This window comes from Streptomyces sp. TAA204 (genome assembly GCF_000424965.1).
In genome coordinates this window covers 35,708-59,726 of the sequence record NZ_AUKW01000006.1, presented here as the reverse complement: position 1 = coordinate 59,726, position 24,019 = coordinate 35,708, and the positions used below count along the sequence as shown (strand labels likewise).

The window sequence follows — 24,019 nt, the reverse complement described above, 5'->3', positions numbered from 1 at the left end:
CACCCCGCGCGTCCGTGAGACGTCGGAGCGGCCGGCCGCGCCCGTACCCCGTCAACCCACGCTGGTGTACGCGACGACGCCGCGCCGCATCGCCTCGACCGCCCTGCGCGCGTTCCTCGCGACGTCGCCGCCCTCCGGAGCCGCCACCGCGACCTGGCCGAGCACGTCGATGCACTGCTTGCACCAGCGCACGAAGTCACCGGCGGGCATGTCCGCGTCGCGGAGCACCGCGTCCAGGCCGTGCCCCTCGGCCCACCGGTAGGCGGCCCAGGCGAAACCGAGGTCGGGCTCGCGCTGGCCGACGCCCTCGGTCTGGCTGATGCGGTGCTCCTCCTCCAGCGCGTCCAGACGGCCCCAGATGCGCACCATCTCCTCCAGGGCGACCCGTGCCCCTCCGCCCGGCAGCTTCGGCGGCATCGCGTCGTCGGCGGAGCGCGATTCGTAGACCAACGCCGAGACGCACGCGGCCAGTTCGGAAGGGGGCAGCCCCTCCCACACCTCGTCGCGCAGGCACTCGCTGGCCAGCAGGTCGAGCTCTCCGTAGAGCCGGGCCAGGCGCCGCCCGTCGTCCGTGACCTCGTCCCCCCGCAGGTAGCCCAGCTCCGTCAGCAGGGCGGAGACGCGGTCGAAGGTACGGGCGATGGTGTTCGTCCTGCCCTCGATCTTGCGCTCCAGCTGACGCGTGTCACGCCGCAGCCGCTGATAGCGCTCGGCCCAGCGGGCGTGGTCCTCGCGCTCCTCGCAGCCGTGGCAGGGGTGCTTGCGGATCTCGGCACGCAGCCGCGCGAGCTCGGAGTCGTCCGCGGCGGCGGCACGCTGCTTGCGGTGCCGCGGCGGCGTGTGGTGCCCCGCCTTCGTACGCAGCGCGGAGGCCAGGTCGCGGCGCGACTCGGGACTGCGGGCGTTGAAGGAACGCGGGATACGCATCCGCTCCAGCGGCTCTACCGGAACGGGGAAGTCGATCGAGCCGAGCCGCTTGACCTGCCGCTGCGCGGTCAGGACGAGCGGACGCGGCCCGTCCTGCTGCTGCCAGCCCCTGTGGTGCGGCGGGCCCTTGCCGCCGCCCGAGGTGCCCGGGTCGAGGACGAGCGCCAGCCCTGCGAACTTGCCCGTGGGCACATGGATCACATCGCCGGGCCTGAGCTTCTCCAGGGCCGCGGCGGCCTGCGCGCGGCGCTGCATGGCCCCCTGCTTGGCCAGTTCCGTCTCCCGGTCCTTCAGTTCGCGCCGGAGCCGGGAGTACTCCCCGAAGTCCCCCAGATGGCACGTCATGGAGCCCCGGTAGCCCTCCAGCCCCTCCTCGTTGCGCTGGACCTGGCGGGAGATGCCGACGACCGAGCGGTCCGCCTGGAACTGCGCGAAGGAGGTCTCCAGCAGCTCGCGCGAGCGGTGCCGTCCGAACTGGCCGACGAGGTTGACCGCCATGTTGTACGACGGCTTGAAGGACGAGCGCAGCGGATACGTCCGGGTACCGGCCAGACCGGCCAGCGCTCCCGGATCCATGCCGCGCTGCCACAGCACGACGGCGTGCCCCTCGATGTCGATGCCGCGCCGTCCGGCCCGGCCCGTCAGCTGCGTGAACTCCCCCGGCGTGATGTCCGCGTGCTGCTCGCCGTTCCACTTGACCAGCTTCTCCAGCACCACCGAGCGGGCGGGCATGTTGATGCCGAGCGCGAGCGTCTCGGTGGCGAAGACGGCCTTGACGAGCCCCCGCACGAACAGCTCCTCGACGACCTCCTTGAAGGTGGGCAGCATGCCCGCGTGGTGCGCGGCGATGCCCCGCTCCAGCCCTTCCAGCCAGTCGAAGTAGCCCAGCACGTGCAGGTCGGCGTCGGGGATGTCCGCGGTGCGCTTCTCGACGATCTCGCGCACACGGGCCCGGGCGGCGGTGTCGTTGAGCCGCAGCCCGGCGTACAGGCACTGCTGTACGGCCGCCTCGCAGCCCGCGCGGCTGAAGATGAACGTGATGGCGGGGAGCAGCCCCTCGGAGTCCAGCCGCTCGATCACCTCGGGCCGGCTCGGGGTCCATACGCGGGCCCGCCTGCGCCGCTCACGCTCCCGGTCCGCCTCGCGGCGCGGGCTGCCGCGGCGGCGGTCGCGGGGCGAGGTGACGCGGCTGTTCTCCATCCGCGCCATCCGCACCAGGTCGGGGTTGACCTCGCGCTTGTCGGCCTTCTCCTCGAACAGGTCGTACATCCGCCGGCCCGCGAGCACGTGCTGCCACAGCGGCACGGGACGGTGCTCGGAGACGATCACCCTGGTGTCTCCGCGGACCGTGTCCAGCCAGTCGCCGAACTCCTCGGCGTTGGAGACGGTCGCCGAGAGCGAGACCAGGGTGACGGACTCGGGCAGATGGATGATCACCTCCTCCCAGACGGCGCCGCGGAAGCGGTCCGAGAGGTAGTGCACCTCGTCCATCACCACGTGTCCGAGACCCAGGAGGGACTGCGAGCCCGCGTAGAGCATGTTCCGCAGGACCTCGGTCGTCATCACGATGACCGGGGCGTCGGCGTTGACGCTGTTGTCGCCGGTCAGCAGGCCGACCCGCTCCGCGCCGTAGCGCTTGGCCAGGTCGTTGTACTTCTGGTTGGACAGGGCCTTGATGGGGGTGGTGTAGAAACACTTGCGGCCCTGGGTCAGCGCCAGGTGGACGGCGAACTCGCCGACGATCGTCTTGCCGGAGCCGGTGGGCGCCGCGACCAGCACTCCCTTGCCGGCTTCGAGGGCTTGGCACGCCTCGATCTGGAAGGCGTCCAGATCGAAGTCGTACAGGTCACGGAAGGGGGCGAGAGCGGTGGCCTGCTCGGCGGCGCGTTTCCGCGCCGCGGCATACCGCTCTGCGGGGGACAGGTCCTCGGTCATCGTGACTACGAGCCTACCGGCCGCCCCCGGCACCGCTCACGATCTTTACTCCCCCACCAGCAGCCGCACCGCACGCGGGACCACCTGCACGGTCAGCGGCAGCGGCCCCAGCGGCTCGCCGTCCGCGTACGCCGTCACCTCGGGGGCCTCCAGGCGCACGCTGCGCGCCCGGTGGGTGGTGACGGCCGGATGGGTCAGATGGGTGCCCTTGTAGACGCGGGGGAAGACCCGCAGCAGCGTGGCACGGCTGCACTCGCCCACCACCGTCACATCCAGGAGTCCGTCGTCCAGCTCGGCGCCGTGGCACATCCTCATGCCGCCGCCGTAGGACGGTCCGTTGCCGACCGCGACCAGCGTGGCCGCGATCTCGCGCGGCTCGCCGCCGTCCAGCGTGAGCCGGTAGGGCACCGGCCGGAACGCTGCCAGTTCGGCCAGGATCGCCAGGTCGTACTTGAGCCTTCCGGCGGGCCACCTCATCCGGTTGCCGCGGTCGTTGACGCGTGAGTCGAAGCCGGAGGCGAGGACCGACCCGAACCAGCGCTCCCCCACCCTGCCGAGGTCGACCGTGCGCCAGGTCCCCCGCTTCAGTGCCTCGCCGATCAGCGCTCCGGCCTCGGCGGGCCGGCGCACCGGCAAGCCGCTGGCCCGGGCGAAGTCGTTGCCGGTGCCCACAGCGACGACGCCGAGCGGCACATCCGTGCCGGCGACGGCCTGCAGGGCGAGGGAGGCCATACCGTCGCCCCCGACGGCGATCAGGGCGCCGGTGCCTCCGGCGACGGCCTCACGTGCCCGCAGGAGTGCGTCGGCGGCGTCGCTGCCGACCACCGTGCGCACCGCGAAGCCCGCCTGCCGCAGCGCGTCGGCGGCCGGCTGGGCGGCACCGGCACCGCGGCCCCTGCCCGCTGTGGGATTGACGAAAAGAGTGATCTCGCTGGTCACGCGCGGACCCTACCGGGTCAGGTCGCGTCGCCGTAACCGTCTCGTCCGCGCGGACCGCGCTCGCCCGTTCCCTCGCCGTCGCCCTCGGTCAGTGCCCGCTGTGCCGGGACGTTCTCGCCCTCTTCGAGAGCCTCGGGGCCGCCGATCTCGGACGCCTCGTCGTCGTCCAGGTCCGCGTAGGGGTTGTTGCGCCGCCGTCGCCGGTCGTTGAAGAGGCACACGGCGACCGCACCGAAGTAGAGCAGCACGATCGGGGCGGCCAGGGCGCCCATCGTCAGGGGGTCACCCGTGGGGGTGGCGACGGCGGAGAAGACCGTGATGCACAGCACCATCACCCGCCACCAGCCCAGCAGTTGCCGGCCGCCGAGGATGCCGGTGAAGTTCAGCATCACCAGGAGCAGGGGAAGCTCGAAGGCGAGGCCGAAGACGATCACGAGCCGGGTGACGATGTCGAGGAAGTCGTCCAGCGGGATCAGGTTGCCGGTGCCGTCGGGGCTGAAGTCGAGCAGGGTCTTGGCCGCCATGGGCAGGATGAGGTAGGCGAGGTAGGCGCCCCCGAGGAAGAGCGGCACCCCGACACCGACGAAGGCGCGTGCGTACTTCTTCTCGTTCTTGTGCAGCCCGGGAGCGAGGAAGCCCCACAGCTGGTGCAGCCACACCGGGGAGGCGGCGACGACGCCCACGGTCAGGGCCACCTTGAGCATGATCGTGAAGGGCGCGATCAGGCCGTTGATGGTGATCTCGGCACAGGCCTCGCCCTCGTCGGCGGCCTTCCCGAAGCCTTCCGTGCAGCCGACGGAATCGCGCACCGGGTCGGTGAGGAAGTCGGCGATCGGCTTGTAGTAGATCATCGCCACGATGGTGACGACGAGGATCGCCAGCACCGCTTTCATCAGCCGGTTGCGCAGCTCCCGAAGGTGCTCCGCGAGGGGCATCCGCCCCTCGGGGTCCTTCTCCCTCTTGCCCTCTTTGGGGGCTGACTTGAGCAAGGCACGTCCTCATCGCGTGAAGTGCCACCGCAGTGACATATGCCTGAAATGTCTGATTCGCCTGGCTTCCGGAGGTCCCGGAGCCGGGCGGCCGTTCAGGACTGCTTCTGCTGCTCGTTCGCCGGCTCGGAGACGGGCCGCGAGCTGGCGACGTCCCCGGGGGACGCCTGGATGGTGCGCGGGGCCTGCTGGGAGTCCGCGGAGGTGCCGGCGTCGTCCTTCTCGTCGCCGCCGTCCTTCTTCATCTGCTTGGCTTCGCTCTTGAGGATACGGGCCGACTTGCCCAGCGAACGAGCCATGTCCGGAAGCTTCTTGGCGCCGAACAGCAGCAGGATGACCAGGACGATCAGAACGATCTCCAGGGGCTTCAGATTGCCGATCATGTGCCACTACCTTCTCGCCGGGGCCGGCGTGTGTCCTTGCCTGCCGTGTGATTCGGACGGGCCGCGTCAAGTGAGCGCTCTCAGCGATCGTAACCCTGAGGAGTGAACCGGGGGCAATGCCTGTACCCACTCCGGGTTGCGGTCACCTCTCCCTCGCGTGACACGGCACTCAGCAGCCTACCGCGCAAAGGTACGGGCCAGGCAGTACGCGTGGGCCGTACCGCTCATCACAACCGGTCCCCGCCCGGCGTGCGCACCTCAGCGGCCTCACGGGCATCACCGGCATCACGGGCCCCGCCTCCGGACGCACCGGCCCGCCCGGCGAGCGGGACCGCGGCACGCTCCAGGTCCTCGGCGGCCCGGGTGATCCGCTCCGCGCTGTCCCCCACGGCCCGGGTGAGATGACGCACTTCCAGGCCGACCCGGACGGCGAGGACACCGAGCACGGCGATGCCGCAGAAGGCGAGCACGAGAGAGAACATGGGCCAGAACATGCGCAGAGCCTAGTGGCTCACGGGGAGGCGGGCCCCGCCCCGGGCGCACGGGAAGGCGCACCCCTCACACCCGGTCACGCCCGAACGAGCGACCGGCACGCCTCAGCTCCCGGAACGTCTCACTCCCCGTACGCCGCAAGCGCCCGCCGCGCCGCGTCCCGCGCGCTCTCGGCCAGCTCACGCGGCGCCACGATGCGTCCGTCCGGGCCCAGCCTCAGAGCGAGCCGGCGCAGCGAGGCCGGGTCGGGCGTGCGCAGCGTCACGCGCAACCCTCCGTCGGGCAGCTCCTCCGCGCTGTCGTACGGGTAGTACTCGGCGACCCACCGTCCGCCCGGACCGACCTCGACGACGACCTCGGGGTCCTCCGCCGCGGGCTGCACCAGCCCCTCGCTCAGGTCCCGCAGCTCGACCGGGGGCGGGTCGGCGGGCTCGTCCAGCAGCTTGATCTCCGCGACCCTGTCGAGCCGGAAGGTGCGGCGGGCCTCCGAGAGCCTGCACCACGCCTCCAGATAGGTGTGGCCGACGGCGAAGAGACGGATCGGGTCGACCTCGCGCTCGGTCAGTTCGTCGCGCGCCGGTGAGTAGTAGCGCAGCCAGAGCCTGCGGCGCCCGGCGATGGCGCGGTCGACGTCGGCGAAGACCCCGCCCTCCGACTCGAAGGTGACGGAAAGCCGGGAGGAGGCACCCGCACTCTCTCCCGCCGCCGCCTCCAGCTTCGCCGTGGCACGCAGCAGCGCGTCCCGGTCGCTCTCCCGCAGGCCGGGAAGGGTGGCCACCGCGCGGGCCGCCACCAGCAGGGCCGTCGCCTCGTCGGAGGCGAGCCGCAGCGGCTGCGCCGTGTCGCTGCCCAGGGCGTCGGCGTTGCGCCACCAGATGCGTTCGCCGTCGGTGTCGATCTCCAGCAGGTCGCCGCCGCGGAAACTGGTGCCGCACATCGGCAGTACGTCCAGGTCGGAGATCAGCTCGTCGGCTGTGATGCCGAAGGCGCGGGCGACGTCGTCGATGCGTGCGCCGGGACGGTCGCGCAGGTAGGTCACCAGCGACAGCATCCGGCGGGTCTGGTCGATGGCGTTCGATGCCACGGGTTCCGCTTCCCCTCAGCCCTTGGCGACGGCACGCAGCCGGTCGACGACGTCGGCACGCAGCTCGGCCGGTTCCAGCACGATCACGTCCGGTCCGAACTCCACCAGCCAGGCGTCCAGACCGTGTCCGTAAGGAATCTCCAACTCGCTCCAGCCGTCGGCCAGTTCCCTCACCCGAGCCGCACGGGCACGCAGCGGGTAGCCGGCACCGGTGCGCAGCCGGATGAGGGCGGTACGCGATGCGCTCTCCCCCGCCCAGCGCTCGACGGTCTCCCGCACGGTGACCTGATCGGGCACCGGCGCGGTGAAGGCGGAGGCCCTGGAGCGTACGGGGCCGGTGATGCGGGAGACGCGGAAGACGCGCTCGGCCTGCCGGTCCCGGTCGAAGCCGGCGAGATACCAGTGGCCGCGCCAGCACTCCAGCGTCCACGGCTCCACCTGCCGGCGCTCGGCGCGTGCCGCGTTGGACTTCCGGTAGTCGAAGACGACGGGACGGCGGTCCCTGCAGGCGAGCATGAGAGGTTCGAACGCGGCCTCGCGGGCGGGGATATGGGGCTCCAGCGTGCTGTGCGGGATCGCCGCGGCGGAGCCCTCCACGGTACCGCTGTCCTGCGGCATGCCGCCCGCGGCGTGGAGCTTCTGCAGGGCGCCGCTGGCCGCCCCGGCGAGGCGGGCCTGCTGCCACACACGGGCGGCCAGGCCCAGAGCGGTGGCCTCCTCGGCGTCCAGAGCGATGGGCGGCAGCCGGTTGCTGTCATGCTGGGCGCGGTAGCCCACCTCGCCGTCCATGCTCTCCACCGTGTCGATGACGAGCCCGAGTTCGCGCAGATCGTCCTTGTCGCGCTCGAACATCCTGTTGAAGGACTCGTCGTTGCCCGCCTCCAGATAAGCCTCGATCGAGGTACGCAACTCACGCTTGGTCAGCGGACGCCGGGTTCCGAGCAGGCACAGCGCCAGGTTCATCAGCCGCTCGGCCTTGGCAATCGCCATGGGCTCCCTCGTGCCTCTCTCGTGCTGCTCTGTGCTCTTCTGGCAACCGACCGTACCGCTACTCGGATGCGCCGCCAAAGCAAAGACCGAGGACCCCGCGCCCGGCGGGGTCCTCGGATGCCGTGGTGCCGGCCCGTGTCAGACGGAGACCAGGTCGCAGACGAAGATCAGGGTCTCGTTCGGCTTGATACGGCCGCCCCCCGCGCCCTGTTCGCCGTAGGCGAGGTGGGCGGGGATGGTCAGCCGGCGGCGGCCGCCGGCCTTCATGCCCTGCACTCCGCGGTCCCAGCCGGGGATGACCTGCCCGGCGCCGAGCTGGAACTGCAGCGGCTTGCCGCGGTTCCAGCTGGCGTCGAACTCCTCGCCGCTGGAGAAGGAGACGCCGACGTAGTGGACGGAGACGTTGTCCCCGGCCTTGGCCTCGGGCCCGTCACCCTCCCAGAGATCCACGATCTCCAGGTCGGCAGGCGGCGCGCCCTCGGGAAAGTCGACCTCGGGCTTGTCGATGCTCACGAAATGGCTCCTACCAACGATTCATTCGGACAACCGCGCCAGTCTGTCACGCCTCAGGGGTCTCACTTCACGCTCAGCACGTCCACCGAGAAGACCACCCCGGACCCGAACTGCTTGCGCTGCTCCTTCGGGAACTCGTCCTTCGGCACGGAGATCACCACGCGGCTGCCCGCCTTCTTGCCCTCCAGGCCCTCGGCCCAGCCGGGGATCTTGGAGACGGGGATCTCCTGCGGCCCGCCCTGCTCCCAGGTGTTGTCGAGCTGCTTGCCGTCCTTCCACATCTTCGCGGTGAAGTTGCTCAGGACGGTGCTCTTCTTGGTGATCTTCTTGCCGTCGCCCTCGACGACGGTCTCGTCGACGATCCCGTCCGGCGCCTCGTCCACGCCCTCCGGCATCGTCACCTTGGGCGCCTTGTTCTTGACGACCTCAGTGCTGACCTCGGGCAGTTCGGGGTTGTGTTCGCCCTTCACCGGCTCGCCGTCGATCTTGCTCGGCATGATCTTCTCCAGATCGACGACGAAGACGAGGGTGGAGTTGGCGGGGATCTGCGGCGGCTGACCCTCCTTGCCGTAACCCTTCGACGGCGGCACCACCATCTCCACGCGGCTGCCCAGCTTCTTGCCCACCAGGGCCTCGTCCCAGCCCTTGATGACCTTGCCGGTGCCGATCTGGAAGGTCGCCGCCTGGCCACGCTTCCAGCTGCTGTCGAACTCCTTGCCGCTCCACAGCTGGCCGTGGTAGTTGGCGTTGAGCGAGTCGCCCTTCTTGACCGCCTTGCCGTCGCCCTCCTTGAGGACCTTGACCTTCAGGTCCTTCGGCGGCTTGCCCTCACCCTTGGCCACCTTGGGCTTCTTGTCCGCGGCACCGGTGACCTGCGGGACGGCTCCGTCCTTCGGCTCGGACTCGCCCTCGCCGCCGCAGGCCGCGAGGGAGGCGGCAAGCAGGGGAACGGCCAGCGCCGCGGCGAGGCGGCGCACGTAGGGTTTCCTGGGGTGGGGGGTCGTTCCCCCGGGAGTCTGCAGCATGTGTCCAACTCGCGGTGTAGGGGTTGTCCGGGCGGTCGGAGCAACCCTACGACCCCGCCCGGCGATCCCGGCCCCCGCCGACACGTATCACATCCCGGCGATGAGCTTCTCCACGCGCTCGTCGACCGACCGGAAGGGGTCTTTGCACAGCACGGTGCGCTGAGCCTGGTCGTTGAGCTTGAGGTGCACCCAGTCGACGGTGAAGTCCCTGCGCTGCTCCTGGGCCCGCCTGATGAAGTCTCCGCGCAGCCGGGCCCGCGTGGTCTGCGGCGGCACCGACTTGCCCTCGAAGATCTTCAGGTCGTTGCAGATACGGGCAGCCTGACCGTTGCGCTCCAGCAGGTAGTACAGACCCCGGCGCCGGTGGATGTCGTGGTACGCGAGATCTATCTGAGCGATACGCGGGTGGGACATCGTGATGTTGTTCTTGTTCCGGTAGCGCTCGATCAGCTGGTACTTCATGACCCAGTCGATCTCGGTGTTGATCTTGTCCAGCTCCTGGGTGCGGACGGCGTCCAGGGAGCGCCCCCACAGCTCCAGCACACGCTCGACCCGGCCCGTGCGGATACCGCGCCGCTCGCAGAAGTCCAGCGCCTTCTCGTAGTACTCCTGCTGCACCTCCAGCGCGGACGCCTCACGGCCGCTGGCCAGGCGCACCTTCCGCTGCCCGGTAATGTCGTGGCTGACCTCGCGGATGGCCCGGATCGGGTTCTCCAGGGTCAGGTCGCGCATGACCGTGCCCGCCTCGATCATGCGCAGGACGAGGTCGGTGGCCCCGACCTTGAGCAGCATGGTCGTCTCGGACATGTTGGAGTCGCCGACGATGACGTGCAGACGGCGGTAGCGCTCGGCGTCGGCGTGCGGCTCGTCGCGCGTGTTGATGATCGGACGGGAACGGGTCGTCGCGGAGCTGACGCCCTCCCAGATGTGCTCGGCGCGCTGGCTGACGCAGAAGACCGCGCCGCGCGGGGTCTGCAGCACCTTGCCAGCGCCGCAGACAAGTTGGCGGGTGACGAGGAAGGGGATCAGGACGTCAGCCAGCCGCGAGAACTCACCGTGCCGCGCGACGAGATAGTTCTCGTGGCAGCCGTAGGAGTTGCCCGCCGAGTCGGTGTTGTTCTTGAAGAGGTATACGTCGCCTGCGATTCCTTCCTCGTGCAGGCGGCGCTCGGCGTCGACGAGGAGGCCCTCGAGAATCCGCTCACCCGCCTTGTCGTGGGTGACCAGCTCGGTCACGTTGTCGCACTCGGGGGTGGCGTATTCGGGGTGGGAGCCCACGTCCAGGTAGAGGCGGGCGCCGTTGCGCAGGAAGACGTTGCTGCTGCGGCCCCATGACACGACACGGCGGAAGAGGTACCGCGCCACTTCGTCGGGGGACAGCCTGCGCTGTCCCCGGAACGTACACGTGACGCCGTACTCGTTCTCAAGCCCGAAGATTCGGCGGTCCATGACTGAACATTACGCCTGACGGCCTGTTCTGAAACCGGGATCGGCGGCGCCGTTGCGATCATTTTCCGCCCCCCGTGACCGGCACAGACGTCTCGCCGGGACCTGCGGCGTCTCCCGCGACGGCCTCCGTGCGGGCGAGGGCGGAGTCCGCCGAGAGGGCGCGCGTGGTCAGCAGCAGCACCAGCAGCGCGGCCACGCCGCCGGCACCCGCGACCCCGAACCCGGCGGAGGTCCCGCCCCACTCGATGACCGGGCCCACCACGGCCGTCCCCCCGGCGGCGCCCACCCCGAAGGTGGTGACCAGCCAGGAGAACGCCTCGGTGACGGTGCCGGACGGAGCGTGCCGGTCGACCACCACGAACGCACAGGCCAGCGCCGGCGCGAGGAAGACACCCGAGAGACCGGCCAGCGCGGTCATCGTGACCACGCCGGGCACCAGAGCCAGGGGGAGGTAGCCTCCGGCGAGGGCGAGAACCAGCCAGATCAGCCGCCGCTCCGGGACGCCCGCCCAGTGGCGCGCCCCGTAGACGAGGCCGCCGACGAGCGCGCCGAAGCCCAGCGCCGAGAGGAGGTAGCTGGAGATGAGCGCCTCGCCGTGGTCGTCCGCGTAGCTGACGGCGGCGACCGCGATGGACCCGAGCGCGAGCCCGACGAAGAAGAAGGACCCCAGCAGGGTGAGCAGGCCGCCGGAGCGCAGCGCGCCCAGCCAGTGCGCCTCGCGCGGCGCGGAGCGCCAGCCCCGGGAGGGCGGCGAGACCACGACGGAGAGCGCGCCGAGCACTCCGAGAATGTTGATGACCAGCAGCGCGGCCGCCTCGTTCCACAGCGCCACGAGCAGAGTCACCATCAGCGGCCCGACGGCGAACATCACTTCCTGGGCCACCGCGTCCAGCGCGTACGCCCGGTGCACCCGCTCCGGGCCCTTGAGCACGCCGGGCCACAGCGCGCGCAGCCCGCCCTCCAGCGGCGGTGTGGCCAGGCCCGCGACGAGGACGGCCGCAGCCGCCGGCAGGACCGGGTCGATACCGGCGAACGCGAACAGCGCCATGCCCAGGCCGGAGAGCAGCGCGGCCGGCAGCATCACACGGGGCTGCCCGTGGAGATCGACCAGCCGGCCCAGCAGCGGCTGCCCCACGGCGGTCGCGAGGCCGTAGACCGCGGAGAGTACGCCCGCGAGCGTGTAACTGCCGCCCTCGGCGCGCGTGAAGAGCACGATCGCCAGTGCGGCCGTGGCGTTGGGCAGCCTCCCCACGAGCGTGCCCACCAGCAGTCGCATCGCGTGCCGCGCGCGGAGCAGTTCGGCATAGCCCGTCGCCATCACTCGGTTTCCCCTCCGCGTCACCACCCGCGCACGTTGTACGTATAACGCGCGCTCTCATACGTACCATGTCGCTGACCGGGCGGTCCACCCCGGACCACATCTCCCGGGCGGAAGGAGCGCGGCACTGATGGCGAGCGACCGGCGGCCGGAGACCGCGGAGGAGCGGCCCGCCGGGCACTCACCCGAACGCTCCGTGGCACCGCACTCCCCGGCGGCCGCCCGACCGACCAGCCGCGACGTGGCCCGGCAGGCCGGCGTCTCGCAGGCGACCGTCTCCCTCGTACTCGGCGGGAAATGGCAGGGCCGCGTCTCGCCACGTACGGCCGACAACGTACGCTCCGCCGCCCGCACGCTCGGCTACCGTCCCAACCTCTCCGCCCGCAGCCTCCGGCTGGGCCGCACCCGGACCGCGCTCCTCGTCGTGCCGGCGCTCACCCACGACTACTTCGCCAGGGTCCACGCGGGCGCCTCCCGCGTCGCCGCCGAACACGACTTCGGCGTGGTGCTCTACCCCTCACCGGAGGGCACCGGCCCCGCTGTCGACCCCTTCGGCTCAGCACGCGCCGCACTCGACGGGGTGATCGCCTCCTCGATGGCGCCGGAGGCACTGGCCGCGCTGCGCGACGGAGGGCAGCTCCCACTGGTCATGCTGGACAGCGACCCACAGGGCGGAGCCGCCGCCACCGTCAACCTCGAACTCGCCGACGGCATGCACCAGGCCGCCGGACACCTGCTCGAACTGGGACACCGGCGCATCGCGCATCTGGCCGCCGCGGTCGACACCTGGACCTTCGCCATACGGGCCCGCGCCCTGGCCGGGGCCCTGACCGGCAGCGCCGGGGAACTCGTGCGCACGGAGCGCTCCGGCCTGAGCGTCGAGGAGGCCCTGGTCGCCGCGACCCGCGCCCTGTCCTGCGAGCCCCGGCCCACCGCGCTGGTCTGCGACGACGACCTGCTGGCGGCGGGGGCGTGCAAGGCGGCACGGCGTCTGGGGCTGCGGGTGCCCGAGGACGTCTCCGTGACGGGCTTCGACGATCTGAGTCTGGCGACCGCGCTGGAACCCGAGTTGACGACGGTCCGGCTGCCCGCCGGGGAAGTCGGTGCCGCGGGCATGAACGCGCTGCTGGCAGTGCTCGCGGGACGTACGCCCAAGGCACCGGTACTGCCTGTCCGGCTGGTCCGCCGGGGCTCCACCGCTCCTCCTGCCACGGACCGCTGAGGCCGCCGGCGCCCCTCCTCCACGGACGCGGCCGGCCCTGGGACCCGACCGGGAAGCCGCAACGGCGCGTGCCCCGGCAGCTGTTGATGCTGCCGGGGCATGTACAGAGTGCGTCAGGGCTGTGTGCGCGGCGGGGCCGGGGCCCCGCCTCCCTTCCGGGGGCTACTCGTTCGAGCCGGAGTCCGTGGAGTCCTCCGACTCCCCGGAATCGCCCTCCTCGTCCGAGGACCCGCCGGAGGGCCCGCCGCCGTCCTCCCCGAGCAGTCGCTCGAGCTGACGGCCCAGCACCCGCTTGAACTTCCGCTGCTGCACCCGGCCGCGGTCGAGCAGCGCGACCTCCAACTGGTCGGCGGTCAGTTCGCGTTCACCGCCGTTGTTGTCCCGGGCGAGGGACTCCTTGCCGAGCCTGACGGCCTCGGCCAGCGTCATGTCGTCACGGTGCCGCTGCTCGAGATAGGTGTTGATCTGGTCGGAGTTGCCGCCGACCGCGAGCGAGCCGTGCTCGTCGACGATCGAGCCGTCGTGGGGCAGCCGGTAGATCTGGTCGTCCTCGGGCGCGGGACCGACCTCCGCGACGATCAGCTCCACCTCGTACGGCTTCTCCGCCGCGCTGGAGAAGATGGTGCCCAGCGTCTGCGCGTAGACGTTCGCCAGACCGCGTGCTGTCACGTCGGCCCGGTCGTAGGTGAAACCGCGCAGATCCGCGTAACGCACGCCGCCGATGCGGAGGTTCTCGAACTCGTTGTACTTGCCGACCGCTGCGAAGGCGATGCGGTCGTAGATCTCGCTGATCTTGTGCAGCGACCTCGAGGGGTTCTCGGCGACGAACACGATGCCGTCGGCGTACTGCAGCACGACCACGCTTCGGCCCCGCGCGATGCCCTTGCGGGCGTATTCGGCGCGGTCCGCCATGGCCTGCTGGGGTGAGACGTAGAACGGCGTCGACACCGGCTATCCGTCCCTTCCTGTCCTGTAAAGAGGGCGCAGGGCCCCGTGGCCGTTAGGAGAGCGGGGCCTGCGGCCCGTTGGGGTGCTCGAGCCTGCCCGCGTGCATCGTGCGGACGAGCTCGGAGACGTCCTCCTCGGGCACCTTGCGGCAGCCCTCGTCGGAGATGACCGTGAGCGTGGGATAGATCCGCCGGGTCATGTCCGGACCACCCGTGGCCGAGTCGTCGTCCGCGGCGTCGTAGAGAGCCTGGAGCGCCACCGTGGAGACCTGCTGCTCCGTCAGGTCCTCCCGGTGCAGCTTCTTCAGCGAACCGCGCGCGAAGACCGAGCCCGATCCGACGGCGGTGAAGCCGACCTCCTCGGAACGGCCGCCCGTGACGTCGTAGGAGAAGATCCGGCCCTTGTCACGGTCCACGTCGTACCCAGCGAAGACCGGGACGACCGCGAGGCCCTGGAGCGCCATGCCGAGGTTGCTGCGGATCATCGTGGAGAGCCTGTTGGCCTTGCCCTCCAGGGAGAGCGTGGAGCCCTCGACCTTCTCGAAGTGCTCCAGTTCGAGCTGGAAGAGCTTGACCATCTCCACCGCGAGCCCGGCCGTACCGGCGATCCCCACCGCGGAGAACTCATCCGCGGGGAAGACCTTCTCGATGTCCCGCTGGGCGATGACGTTGCCCATCGTCGCCCGCCTGTCACCGGCCAGCACGACGCCGCCGCCGTAGGTCGCCGCGACGATGGTCGTGCCGTGCGGAGCCTGCACGGCACCCTCGACGGCGGGCAGAGGGCGGCTGCCCGGCAGCACGTCCGGCGCATGCTCGGACAGGAAGTCCATGAACGAGGACGAGCCGGGCGTCAGGAAGGCTGCCGGCAGACGCCCTGTGTCACGAGTGTTGGCTTCCACACGTTTCCTTCCACGAGTCGGAACTCGGTCAGAGGAGATCTTGGAATACTGCACGGACCCTACCCGCGGGCCGGAGAGTCATCCGTCCTGCGCCCCCGGTGCCTGGGGCGCAGGACGGTGATCACGCGCCTTACTCTCCGCCCTTCTGAACGAAGGAGCGCACGAAGTCCTCGGCGTTCTCCTCAAGGACGTCATCGATCTCGTCGAGCACGGAGTCCACGTCCTCCGAGAGCGCCTCCTGACGCTCCTTGAGGTCCTCGGAGACCTGCGTCTCCTCCGTCTGCTCCTCGGTGTCCTCGGTCTGGCGGGAGGCCTTCTGCTGCCCGCCGCCGGTGTCCTTGGTCGCCATAACCCTCACCCCGCTCGGTTCGGTGTACGCGTGACGTACAAGATCAGACCCTACAAGCAGGGACTGACATCGGCTCCTCACTTCTCCCAACGTCGGAGGGCCACCCCGGTGATTCCCGTTTCCGGTGCCGGATAGCCGTCGATCAGCCCCCGGAAAGCACCCTCACCAGGTCCTCCGCCGTGCTGCAGCGGTCCAGCAGCTCCTTGACGTGGTCCCGGGTACCCCGCAGCGGCTCCAGCGTGGGCACTCGTTGCAGAGAGTCACGGCCGGGCAGGTCGAAGATGACCGAGTCCCACGAGGCCGCGGCCACGTCGTCCGCGTACTGCTCCAGACAGCGGCCGCGGAAGTAGGCACGGGTGTCCTCCGGCGGCTTGCCCACGGCACGCACGACATCCGGCTCCCGCAGGAGCCGCTGGATGTTGCCGCGGTTCGCGAGACGGTTGTAGAGGCCCTTGTCGGGGCGTACGTCGGCGTACTGCAGGTCCACCAGATGCAGCCGCGCGGCGTCCCAGCCGAGCTGGTCGCGGCGGCGGTAGCCCTCCATCAGCTCCAGCTTCGCGACCCAGTCCAGCTCACCGGACAGGCTCATCGGGTCCTGCTCCAGCCGGGAGAGCACATCCTCCCAGCGGGCGAGCACGTCCTTGGTCTGCTCGTCGGCGTCGGCGCCCCAGCGCTCCTCGACGTACTTGCGCGCCAGCTCGCAGTACTCCATCTGGAGCTGGACGCCGGTGAGGGTACGGCCGCTGCGCAGCGTGATCAGGCGGCCGAGCGTGGGGTCGTGCGAAACCTGGTGGAGCGTGCGTACCGGCTGGTCGACGGCGAGGTCCACGGCGATGAAGTTGTCCTCGATCATCGACAGGACCAGCGCGGTGGTGCCCAGCTTGAGGTAGGTGGAGATCTCCGAGAGGTTCGCGTCGCCGATGATCACATGGAGCCGGCGGTACTTCTCGGCGTCCGAGTGGGGCTCGTCACGGGTGTTGATGATCGGCCGCTTGAGGGTCGTCTCCAGGCCGACCTCGACCTCGAAGTAGTCCGCACGCTGGCTGAGCTGGAAGCCGTGCTCGCTGCCGTCCTGGCCGAGACCGACGCGCCCCGCACCGCAGACGACCTGGCGGGAGACGAAGAAGGGCGTCAGATGGCGCACGATGTCGGAGAACGGCGTCTCCCGCTTCATCAGGTAGTTCTCGTGCGTGCCGTAGGAGGCGCCCTTGTTGTCTGTGTTGTTCTTGTACAGATGGATCGTCTGGGTGCCGGGGACCTCCGCGGCGCGCTCGGCGGCCTCGGCCATGATCCGCTCCCCCGCCTTGTCCCACAGGACGGCGTCGAGGGGGTTGGTGATCTCCGGAGAGCTGTACTCGGGGTGGGCGTGGTCGACGTAGAGGCGCGCGCCGTTGGTGAGGATGACGTTGGCCAGACCGATGTCCTCGTCGGTGAGCTGGCTGGCGTCGGCGGACTCGCGTGCCAGATCGAATCCGCGGGCGTCCCGCAGCGGGTTCTCCTCCTCGAAGTCCCAGCGGGCGCGGCGCGCCCGGTGCATCGCCGCGGCGTAGGCGTTGACGATCTGGGACGAGGTGAGCATGGCATTGGCGTTGGGGTGGCCGGGCACGGAGATCCCGTACTCGGTCTCGATGCCCATTACTCGCCGTACGGTCATGCGGCCCTCCTTGCCCGGCGACGGCCCGCCGATGGGCCACCGCTCAAGTCCCGCCGCGCATCCAACCCGTGTGCGTCCCTTCCGTCGGCACTGCGCACAGCGGCACTGCACACGAGCCTAGAACGCACGGACTGAAGTCGGGGGATCACTCAGCGGACTTCCTCAGACTGCTCAAAAACGATCCGGCCACGGACGCCCTCACCCTGCCTTCGGCGGGGTCCGCAGGGGCGTCCGCAGCCGGATCGCTATCTGCTTACAGGTACTGACCGGTGTTGGCCACGGTGTCGATGGAACGACCGGTGTCCGCACCCTGCTTTCCGGTGACCAGCGTGCGGATGTAGACGATCCGCTCGCCCTTCTTGCCGGAGATGCGGGCCCAGTCGTCCGGGTTGGTGGTGTTGGGGAGGTCCTCGTTCTCCTTGAACTCGTCCACGCAGGCGGCGAGCAGGTGGGAGACGCGCAGGCCCTTCTGGTTCTGGTCCAGGTAAGCCTTGATGGCCATCTTCTTCGCCCGGCCCACGATGTTCTCGATCATGGCGCCGGAGTTGAAGTCCTTGAAGTAGAGCACTTCCTTGTCACCGTTGGCGTAGGTGACCTCCAGGAAGCGGTTCTCCTCGGACTCGGCGTACATCTGCTCCACCACGGACTGGATCATGGCGTCCACCGCGGCGTTGGTGTTGCCGCCGTGCTCGGAGACGTCGTCCGCGTGCAGCGGGAGGTTCGCGGTGAGGTACTTGGAGAAGATGTCCTTCGCGGCCTCGGCGTCGGGACGCTCGATCTTGATCTTCACGTCGAGACGGCCGGGACGCAGGATCGCCGGGTCGATCATGTCCTCGCGGTTGGAGGCGCCGATCACGATGACGTTCTCCAGGCCCTCCACACCGTCGATCTCGGAGAGCAGCTGCGGGACGATGGTGTTCTCCACGTCCGAGCTGACGCCCGAGCCGCGGGTACGGAAGAGGGAGTCCATCTCGTCGAAGAAGACGATGACGGGCGTGCCCTCACTCGCCTTCTCACGTGCCCGCTGGAAGACCAGACGGATGTGCCGCTCGGTCTCGCCCACGTACTTGTTGAGCAGCTCCGGACCCTTGATGTTCAGGAAGTAGCTCTTGCCCTGGGGCTTGCCGGTGACCTCCGCCACCTTCTTGGCCAGGGAGTTCGCGACAGCCTTCGCGATGAGCGTCTTGCCGCAGCCGGGCGGGCCGTAGAGCAGAACGCCCTTGGGCGGACGCAGTTCGTGCTCCTTGAAGAGGTCCGGGTGCAGGTAGGGCAGTTCCACCGCGTCCCGGATCTGCTCGATCTGCCCGCGCAGACCACCGATCTTGGCGTAGTCGATGTCGGGGACCTCTTCGAGGACGAGTTCCTCGACCTCGCTCTTGGGCACGACCTCGAAGACGTAGCCGGAGCGGGGCTCCAGCAGCAGGGCGTCGCCGGCGCGGATCGTGGTCTCCAGGAGCGGCTCCGCGAGGCGCACCACGCGCTCCTCGTCGGTGTGCCCGACGACCAGGGCACGCTCGCCGTCCTCGAGGACCTCCTTGAGCATGACGATCTCGCCGGCACGCTCGAACTCCATGGCCTCGACCACGTTGAGCGCCTCGTTGAGCATCAGTTCCTGGCCGCGCCGGAGCTCTTCGAGCTCGACGCCGGGGCTGACGTTCACACGGAGCTTGCGCCCGCCGGTGAAGATGTCCGCCGTGCCGTCGTCGTTCGCCTGCAGGAAAACACCGAAGCCCGCCGGTGGCTGCGCGAGGCGGTCGACCTCCTCCTTGAGGGCGACGATCTGATCGCGCGCCTCACGGAGAGTGTTGGAGAGCCGCTCGTTCTGCGCGGATACTCCGGCCAGGTTGGTCTGCAGCTCGACAATCCGCTCCTCAAGAATCCGAGTGTGACGCGGAGAGTCGGCGAGCTTGCGGCGCAGGACGGCGATTTCCTGCTCGAGATACGCGACCTGGCCGGCGGGGTCTTCTGAACCCCGACCGGGCCGGGTGCCGCGGTTGCTTTCGTCGTCGTGGGCTGCCACGGTCCTCACCTCCTCCAGGGGGAGCTGGACGCTTCCTGACCCTACCTGGACCGGTACGGGTTGAAACCCTAGATCACAAAGACGGTCGCGGTGTGTCTGATCTTCACCCTTGCGCGCTCCCTCACGCCAGGGAATACCCACCCATGACCATCCGAAAGCGGCCGGTTGTAGGGTCGGGACGGTCAACACCCCAATGTGGGCAACAGCTTTCCACCACAAGCGCAGGAACGGCAGGCGAGAAGGATGAGCACCGGGGACGACACCCTCGAGGTCTGGATCGACCAGGATCTGTGCACCGGCGACGGAATCTGCGCGCAGTACGCGCCCGAGGTGTTCGAGCTGGACATCGACGGCTTGGCGTATGTGAAGAGCGCCGAGGACGAACTGCTCCAGGAGAAGGGAGCCACGACTCCCGTGCCTCTTCCGCTTCTCAGCGACGTCGCGGATTCGGCCAAGGAGTGCCCGGGGGACTGCATTCACGTCCGTCGGGTTTCGGACAACGTCGAGGTCTACGGCCCCGACGCCGAGTGACACGCACGGTGACGACCGCGCACGTTCGGTGAGTGAAGGGGGGCGGGGAAGCGGGCGTTGCGCGTCAGACGCTCTGCGGGCTGCCCGGGGCGGGGGCCGCGCGCAGCACGAACTTCCCGCCCTTCCACTCCCACTTCACCTTCCGCTGCTTGTCGGGGCAGCAGCTGGGGACCGAGGGCGAGGAGTAACCGAGGAGCTCGGCGGAGACGGTGCGCCCCGTCACCCTCAGGTCCTGCACGGTCATGCGCTCCTTGGTGCGCAGCATGGTGGCGACCACTCGCGGGGGCTCCTCGGCCCGTGCCGCGGAGGCCAGCACGAAGAGAGCGTTGGGCGGCGTCCCCGTGCCCGAGTGGCAGCGCACGGACGCGACGGTCTCGCTCCGTCCGTCGCCGTCGAAGTCCGCGGAACCCCGGTCCACCACATCGATCTTGGCCTGCGGGCCTCCGCCGCAGTCCACCGGGAAGTCCGCCTTCTCCGGGTCCGGTCCCGGGGCGGCGGCGGCAGTGGAGAGCGTGGCCTGTGCGGTGGCGCCCGCGGGCTGGATCAGGGCCGAGCCGCCGAGGACGGCGGCGAGGGCCACAGCCGTGCTCAGCCAGTGCACCATGCGGGTACGGGTGTGCGGCAGTTCCGTCACGCCGGGTGACTCCTGTGAGAGGTGTGCTTGGGGGTGCCCAGCATCGTGCCATACGTCACACCGCATCGGAACGCCCGGGTCCGCGGTTCTCGCCGGCTTTTCTGACGCGGCGTCAACGCGACGGCCCCGGCACCGAGTTCGGGACGCGGTGACGGGGCCGTTTCGGTGGGACGGGACGGGTGTCGCCCAGGCGGCTGCGGACGCCTCAGCCGGACGAGGACGAGGACGAGGACGAGGTGCCCGAGGTACTGCCGGGACCGGTGTAGTCCTCCCCGTAGGCGCCCTTGGCGGGACGGCGGCGGCGCAGCGGCGGTTCGACACCGTCGGCGAGACGGCGGGCGGTGAGCAGGAAGCCGGTGTGCCCGATCATGCGGTGATCGGGGCGTACGGCCAGGCCCTCCACGTGCCAGTTGCGCACCATCGTCTCCCACGCCTGCGGCTCGTTGAACGTGCCGTGCTCGCGGATCGACTCGACCATGCGCGCCATCTGGGTCGTGGTGGCGACGTAGCTGCACAGGATGCCCCCGGGCACCAGCGCCTTGGAGACCGCATCCAGGCACTCCCAGGGAGCGAGCATGTCGAGGATGACGCGGTCGACGTCGGTGTCGGAGAGGTGGTCCTGGAGGTCTCCCACGGACAGGGTCCACGCGGGGTGCGGCCCGCCGAAGTAGCGCTCGACGTTCTGCTGGGCGATCTCGGCGAAGTCGGCACGCCGCTCGTAGCTGTGCAGCATGCCCTGGTCGCCGATGGCGCGCAGCAGGAACGTGCTCAACGAGCCGGAGCCGACGCCCGCTTCGACGATACGCGCTCCGGGGAAGATGTCCGCCATCGCCAGGACTTGACCCGCGTCCTTGGGATAGACGACGGCGGCGCCGCGCGGCATGGACAGGACGTAGTCGGGGAGCAGGGGGCGCAGCGCGAGATAGGCGACGTTTCCCGTGGTACGGACGACACTGCCTTCGGGAGCGCCGATCAGCTCGTCGTGGGGGAAGGCTCCCTTGTGGGTGTGGAAGCTCTTCCCTGACTCGAGCGTGAACGTGTAGTGGCGTCCCTTGGGATCGGTGAGCTGGACCTGGTCCCCGACCTTGAAGGGCCCGCGACGGCGGGCGGCACCGGTCGGTTCGGACATACGCACAGACTAACGGGTGCGCACGGCCCGGCTCACGCCGAGGGCTTGGCCATGGCCGCGACGAAGGCCCGTTCGACGTCCCCGGTGGAGAGCACTCCGTAGATCTCCCCGGTCTCCTCGACCACCAGATACTCGGTGGCGGGGGTCGCACGGAGATGCTCCAGCAGTTCCTCACCGGCCAGCTCGGCCGGGACGCGCATGCCCTCCTTGAGGTCCTGGGCGAGGGTGGAGACGGCGACCCAGGGGCGGCGGTGCGTGGGGACACCGGCGATCGAGGACTCCCGTACGAGCGAGACGGGGCCGCCCGCGCCGTCAACGACGACGAGGGCGCGGGCGCCTGCGTCGTTGGCGCGGCGCAGCGCCTCCGAGAGCGGGGTGTCGCTGGGCACCGGCACGGCACGCCGCGTGAGGCTGCGGGCGCGCAGGTCCGGAAGGTGCTCACGCAGCCGCGCCATGCGCAGGCTGTTGCCGGCGCCCGTCCAGATGATGGCGGCCAGGATGGCGGCGAGCAGCGCGTCGGTGAGGGAGTCCAGTCCGCTGAGGGTGTCCTCGCTGAAGCCGCCCGCGTGGGTGGCCAGCGGCAGGCCGATCAGCACGGCGATGGCCAGTGCCCGGCCGGTCCAGGCGGCGAAGACCGTGCCGGTCATGGACCGGCCGCTGACCTTCCAGATCACGGCGCGCAGCATGCGTCCGCCGTCCAGGGGCAGTCCGGGCAGGATGTTGAAGACGGCCACGATGAGGTTGGAGATCATCAGCCCCGCGAGCAGGACACCCGGAACGGTGCCGGGTTCGACGGCCTTCATGCCCCCGTAGAAGACCGCGGCGAGCACGGCCGAGAGCAGGGGACCGACGAAGGCGAGGACGAATTCGCGGCCGGGGGTCTCGGCCTCCTTCTCGATCTCCGAGACACCGCCGAAGAACTGGAGCTGGATGCGGCGTACGGGCAGCTTGAAGCGGAGCGCGGCGACCGTGTGGGCCAGTTCGTGCACGAGGACGGAGGCGTAGAAGGCCACCGCGAAGAAGAGCGCGATCAGATAGCGGAAGGAGCCCAGGTCAGGGAGTATGCGGTCGAGCTGGCCGCCGAAGACCCAGGTGATGAGGGCGGCGACGAGGAACCAGCTCGGAGCGACGTAGATGGGTACGCCGAAGAAGCGGCCCATCAGGATGCCGCCGCCGAAGGGGCGGGCGCGGCGGGGTTTCTCCGGGCCGGCGGAGTCGCCGCCGCCGAGTGCTCCGGCGGACTCGGCCGGGCCCGGCAGCCCGGCGGGTTCGCGCTCGTGCTCGGGGGAGGGTACGGGCGGGGGCCCGGGCCGCTCGCCGGCTTCGGCCGGTTCCGGCGGGGCCTGGCCGCCGCCGCTCACCGGGCCGGTGCCGCGGGGCCCGTCGCCGGACGGCGTACGGGCCGTCATGTCATGCTCCGCCTGTTCCTGGGGGCGTGCCGGTGCGTCCGGCCGGCCGGGGAGGCCGCCGGTGTCCTCCCGTCCGGCTCCGGGCTCCTCCCTGCCGGAGTCGCCGGAGGAGCCGCCGTCGTGCGGCTTGCCGCCGTTGTCCGTGTCCGCCACGGGTTCCCCTCTGCCGCTTCCTCGCACTGCGCTGCGCTGCCGGTTCCCATGATCGTGCATTACGGGTGCGCCGTCCTCGATGGTATGCGTCCGCTGTCGGTGCGGGGCTCTAGGGTCGTGCCCCATGAACACCCGAGTCGCCTCGCCGCCCAACTCCCTTTCGCCTTCCCGCGCCAGCGACTTCATGCAGTGCCCGCTGCTCTACCGCTTCCGGGTGATCGACAAACTGCCTGAGAAACCCTCAGCCGCCGCCACACGCGGGACGGTCGTGCACGCGGTACTGGAGAGGCTCTTCGACTCCCCCGCCGAGCAGCGCAGTCTGCCACGCGCGCGCTCACTCGTCGCCGGGGAATGGGAACGTCTGCTGGCCAGGCGGCCCGAGCTGCGCGAGCTGTTCGCCGAGGACGGGGCGGAGCTCGCCCGCTGGCTGGCCGAGGCGGAGGCCCTGGTGGAGAGGTGGTTCTCGCTGGAGGACCCCACCCGGCTGGAGCCCGCGGAGCGGGAGATGTTCGTGGAGACGCGGCTGGAGTCGGGGCTGCGGCTGCGCGGCGTCATCGACCGCGTCGACGTCGCTCCGACGGGCGAGGTGCGCATCGTCGACTACAAGACGGGCAAGGCGCCGCCGGCGCAGTTCACCGAGGGCCCGCTCTTCCAGATGAAGTTCTACGCGCTGGTGGTGTGGCGGCTGCGCGGCATCGTGCCCCGCCGGCTGCAACTGGTCTTTCTGGGCAGTGGTGACGTCCTGACCTACGACCCCGACGAGAGGGATCTGCTACGCGTCGAACGCAAGCTGCACGCGCTGTGGGAGGCCATCACCCGGGCGACGGAGACGGGAGACTGGCGGCCCCGCCCCGGCAAGCTGTGCAACTGGTGCGACCACCAGGAGCACTGTCCGGAATTCGGCGGTTCTCCCCCGCCGTACCCGCTCACCGTGCAGCCCCGGCTGCCGGAGCCGCGCACGGAGGACGGGTCACCGGAGTCACCTGACGGGGCTTGAGCAAGAATGGGGGCCTGCCGCCGCCGATCGA

The 24,019-nt window shown here is 70.2% G+C and carries 21 protein-coding genes and 1 pseudogene; 3 read left to right on the top strand and 19 right to left on the bottom strand.

What is annotated here, in order from left to right; all coding sequences use genetic code 11:
* Nucleotides 1-51 precede the first annotated feature (51 nt).
* The 11 genes and pseudogenes from H343_RS0113060 to H343_RS30380 all read right to left on the bottom strand — a co-directional run bounded on the left by H343_RS0113060 (nt 52) and on the right by H343_RS30380 (nt 12,044).
* Nucleotides 52-2,862: a DEAD/DEAH box helicase gene (locus H343_RS0113060; protein WP_028431520.1), complete on the bottom strand. Its 2,811-nt coding sequence runs from the start codon at nt 2,860-2,862 to the stop codon at nt 52-54.
* 45 nt (nt 2,863-2,907) lie between these two features.
* Nucleotides 2,908-3,801, bottom strand: coding sequence for a diacylglycerol kinase (locus tag H343_RS0113055; protein ID WP_028431519.1), 894 nt, complete (start codon nt 3,799-3,801; stop codon nt 2,908-2,910).
* Nucleotides 3,802-3,818: 17 nt separating this feature from the next.
* The gene (tatC, locus tag H343_RS0113050; RefSeq protein ID WP_028431518.1) at nt 3,819-4,790 is read right to left on the bottom strand and encodes a twin-arginine translocase subunit TatC; all 972 of its coding nucleotides are present in this window, start codon (nt 4,788-4,790) and stop codon (nt 3,819-3,821) included.
* A 95-nt stretch (nt 4,791-4,885) separates the two neighbouring features.
* Entirely contained in the window at nt 4,886-5,173 is a 288-nt protein-coding gene (gene tatA / locus H343_RS0113045; RefSeq protein WP_028431517.1) for a Sec-independent protein translocase subunit TatA, read from the bottom strand.
* Nucleotides 5,174-5,400: 227 nt separating this feature from the next.
* Nucleotides 5,401-5,667: a hypothetical protein gene (locus tag H343_RS30385; protein WP_051265122.1), complete on the bottom strand. Its 267-nt coding sequence runs from the start codon at nt 5,665-5,667 to the stop codon at nt 5,401-5,403.
* 119 nt (nt 5,668-5,786) lie between these two features.
* Nucleotides 5,787-6,749 carry a WYL domain-containing protein gene (locus H343_RS0113035; RefSeq protein ID WP_028431516.1) on the bottom strand — a complete coding sequence of 321 codons (963 nt, stop codon included), beginning with the start codon at nt 6,747-6,749 and terminating at the stop codon, nt 5,787-5,789.
* Nucleotides 6,750-6,764: 15 nt separating this feature from the next.
* Nucleotides 6,765-7,739: a WYL domain-containing protein gene (locus tag H343_RS0113030; RefSeq protein WP_028431515.1), complete on the bottom strand. Its 975-nt coding sequence runs from the start codon at nt 7,737-7,739 to the stop codon at nt 6,765-6,767.
* A 138-nt stretch (nt 7,740-7,877) separates the two neighbouring features.
* Nucleotides 7,878-8,252, bottom strand: a complete 375-nt coding sequence (locus H343_RS0113025) for an FKBP-type peptidyl-prolyl cis-trans isomerase (RefSeq protein WP_028431514.1) — start codon at nt 8,250-8,252, stop codon at nt 7,878-7,880.
* 62 nt (nt 8,253-8,314) lie between these two features.
* The gene (locus H343_RS0113020; RefSeq protein ID WP_037903627.1) at nt 8,315-9,229 is read right to left on the bottom strand and encodes an FKBP-type peptidyl-prolyl cis-trans isomerase; all 915 of its coding nucleotides are present in this window, start codon (nt 9,227-9,229) and stop codon (nt 8,315-8,317) included.
* A gap of 135 nt (nt 9,230-9,364) precedes the next feature.
* Nucleotides 9,365-10,726, bottom strand: a complete 1,362-nt coding sequence (gene pafA, locus H343_RS0113015) for a Pup--protein ligase (RefSeq protein WP_028431512.1) — start codon at nt 10,724-10,726, stop codon at nt 9,365-9,367.
* Nucleotides 10,727-10,735: 9 nt separating this feature from the next.
* Nucleotides 10,736-12,044, bottom strand: a pseudogene (locus tag H343_RS30380) (MFS transporter).
* Nucleotides 12,045-12,174: 130 nt separating this feature from the next.
* On the opposite strand from H343_RS30380, the gene H343_RS0113005 reads away from it, so the two are divergent.
* Nucleotides 12,175-13,266 (top strand): LacI family DNA-binding transcriptional regulator, encoded by a 1,092-nt coding sequence (locus H343_RS0113005; RefSeq protein ID WP_078505548.1) that lies wholly within the window; start codon nt 12,175-12,177, stop codon nt 13,264-13,266.
* Nucleotides 13,267-13,428: 162 nt separating this feature from the next.
* Here the strand turns inward: H343_RS0113005 and prcA are convergent, their stop codons facing one another.
* From prcA to arc, 5 genes are all read right to left on the bottom strand, one after another.
* Nucleotides 13,429-14,214 carry a proteasome subunit alpha gene (gene prcA, locus H343_RS0113000; RefSeq protein ID WP_028431510.1) on the bottom strand — a complete coding sequence of 262 codons (786 nt, stop codon included), beginning with the start codon at nt 14,212-14,214 and terminating at the stop codon, nt 13,429-13,431.
* 52 nt (nt 14,215-14,266) lie between these two features.
* Complete coding sequence (gene prcB, locus H343_RS0112995) at nt 14,267-15,112, bottom strand: proteasome subunit beta (RefSeq protein WP_028431509.1); 846 nt, start codon at nt 15,110-15,112, stop codon at nt 14,267-14,269.
* A gap of 130 nt (nt 15,113-15,242) precedes the next feature.
* Entirely contained in the window at nt 15,243-15,461 is a 219-nt protein-coding gene (locus H343_RS0112990) for a ubiquitin-like protein Pup (RefSeq protein WP_028431508.1), read from the bottom strand.
* A gap of 142 nt (nt 15,462-15,603) precedes the next feature.
* On the bottom strand, nt 15,604-17,115 hold the full coding sequence (dop, locus tag H343_RS0112985) for a depupylase/deamidase Dop (protein ID WP_486586891.1): 1,512 nt from the start codon (nt 17,113-17,115) through the stop codon (nt 15,604-15,606).
* A gap of 253 nt (nt 17,116-17,368) precedes the next feature.
* Nucleotides 17,369-19,135: a proteasome ATPase gene (gene arc / locus H343_RS0112980; RefSeq protein WP_028431506.1), complete on the bottom strand. Its 1,767-nt coding sequence runs from the start codon at nt 19,133-19,135 to the stop codon at nt 17,369-17,371.
* A gap of 243 nt (nt 19,136-19,378) precedes the next feature.
* Here arc and H343_RS0112975 point away from each other — a divergent pair, with 243 nt between their 5' ends.
* Complete coding sequence (locus H343_RS0112975; RefSeq protein ID WP_028431505.1) at nt 19,379-19,666, top strand: ferredoxin; 288 nt, start codon at nt 19,379-19,381, stop codon at nt 19,664-19,666.
* A gap of 64 nt (nt 19,667-19,730) precedes the next feature.
* Here the strand turns inward: H343_RS0112975 and H343_RS0112970 are convergent, their stop codons facing one another.
* The 3 genes from H343_RS0112970 to H343_RS30375 all read right to left on the bottom strand — a co-directional run bounded on the left by H343_RS0112970 (nt 19,731) and on the right by H343_RS30375 (nt 22,991).
* Nucleotides 19,731-20,300: a hypothetical protein gene (locus H343_RS0112970; protein ID WP_028431504.1), complete on the bottom strand. Its 570-nt coding sequence runs from the start codon at nt 20,298-20,300 to the stop codon at nt 19,731-19,733.
* A gap of 205 nt (nt 20,301-20,505) precedes the next feature.
* Nucleotides 20,506-21,429 (bottom strand): tRNA (adenine-N1)-methyltransferase, encoded by a 924-nt coding sequence (locus H343_RS0112965; RefSeq protein WP_028431503.1) that lies wholly within the window; start codon nt 21,427-21,429, stop codon nt 20,506-20,508.
* A 32-nt stretch (nt 21,430-21,461) separates the two neighbouring features.
* On the bottom strand, nt 21,462-22,991 hold the full coding sequence (locus H343_RS30375) for a site-2 protease family protein (protein ID WP_078505546.1): 1,530 nt from the start codon (nt 22,989-22,991) through the stop codon (nt 21,462-21,464).
* A gap of 124 nt (nt 22,992-23,115) precedes the next feature.
* On the opposite strand from H343_RS30375, the gene H343_RS0112955 reads away from it, so the two are divergent.
* On the top strand, nt 23,116-23,988 hold the full coding sequence (locus H343_RS0112955) for a RecB family exonuclease (RefSeq protein ID WP_051265120.1): 873 nt from the start codon (nt 23,116-23,118) through the stop codon (nt 23,986-23,988).
* The last annotated feature ends 31 nt before the right edge of the window (nt 23,989-24,019 follow it).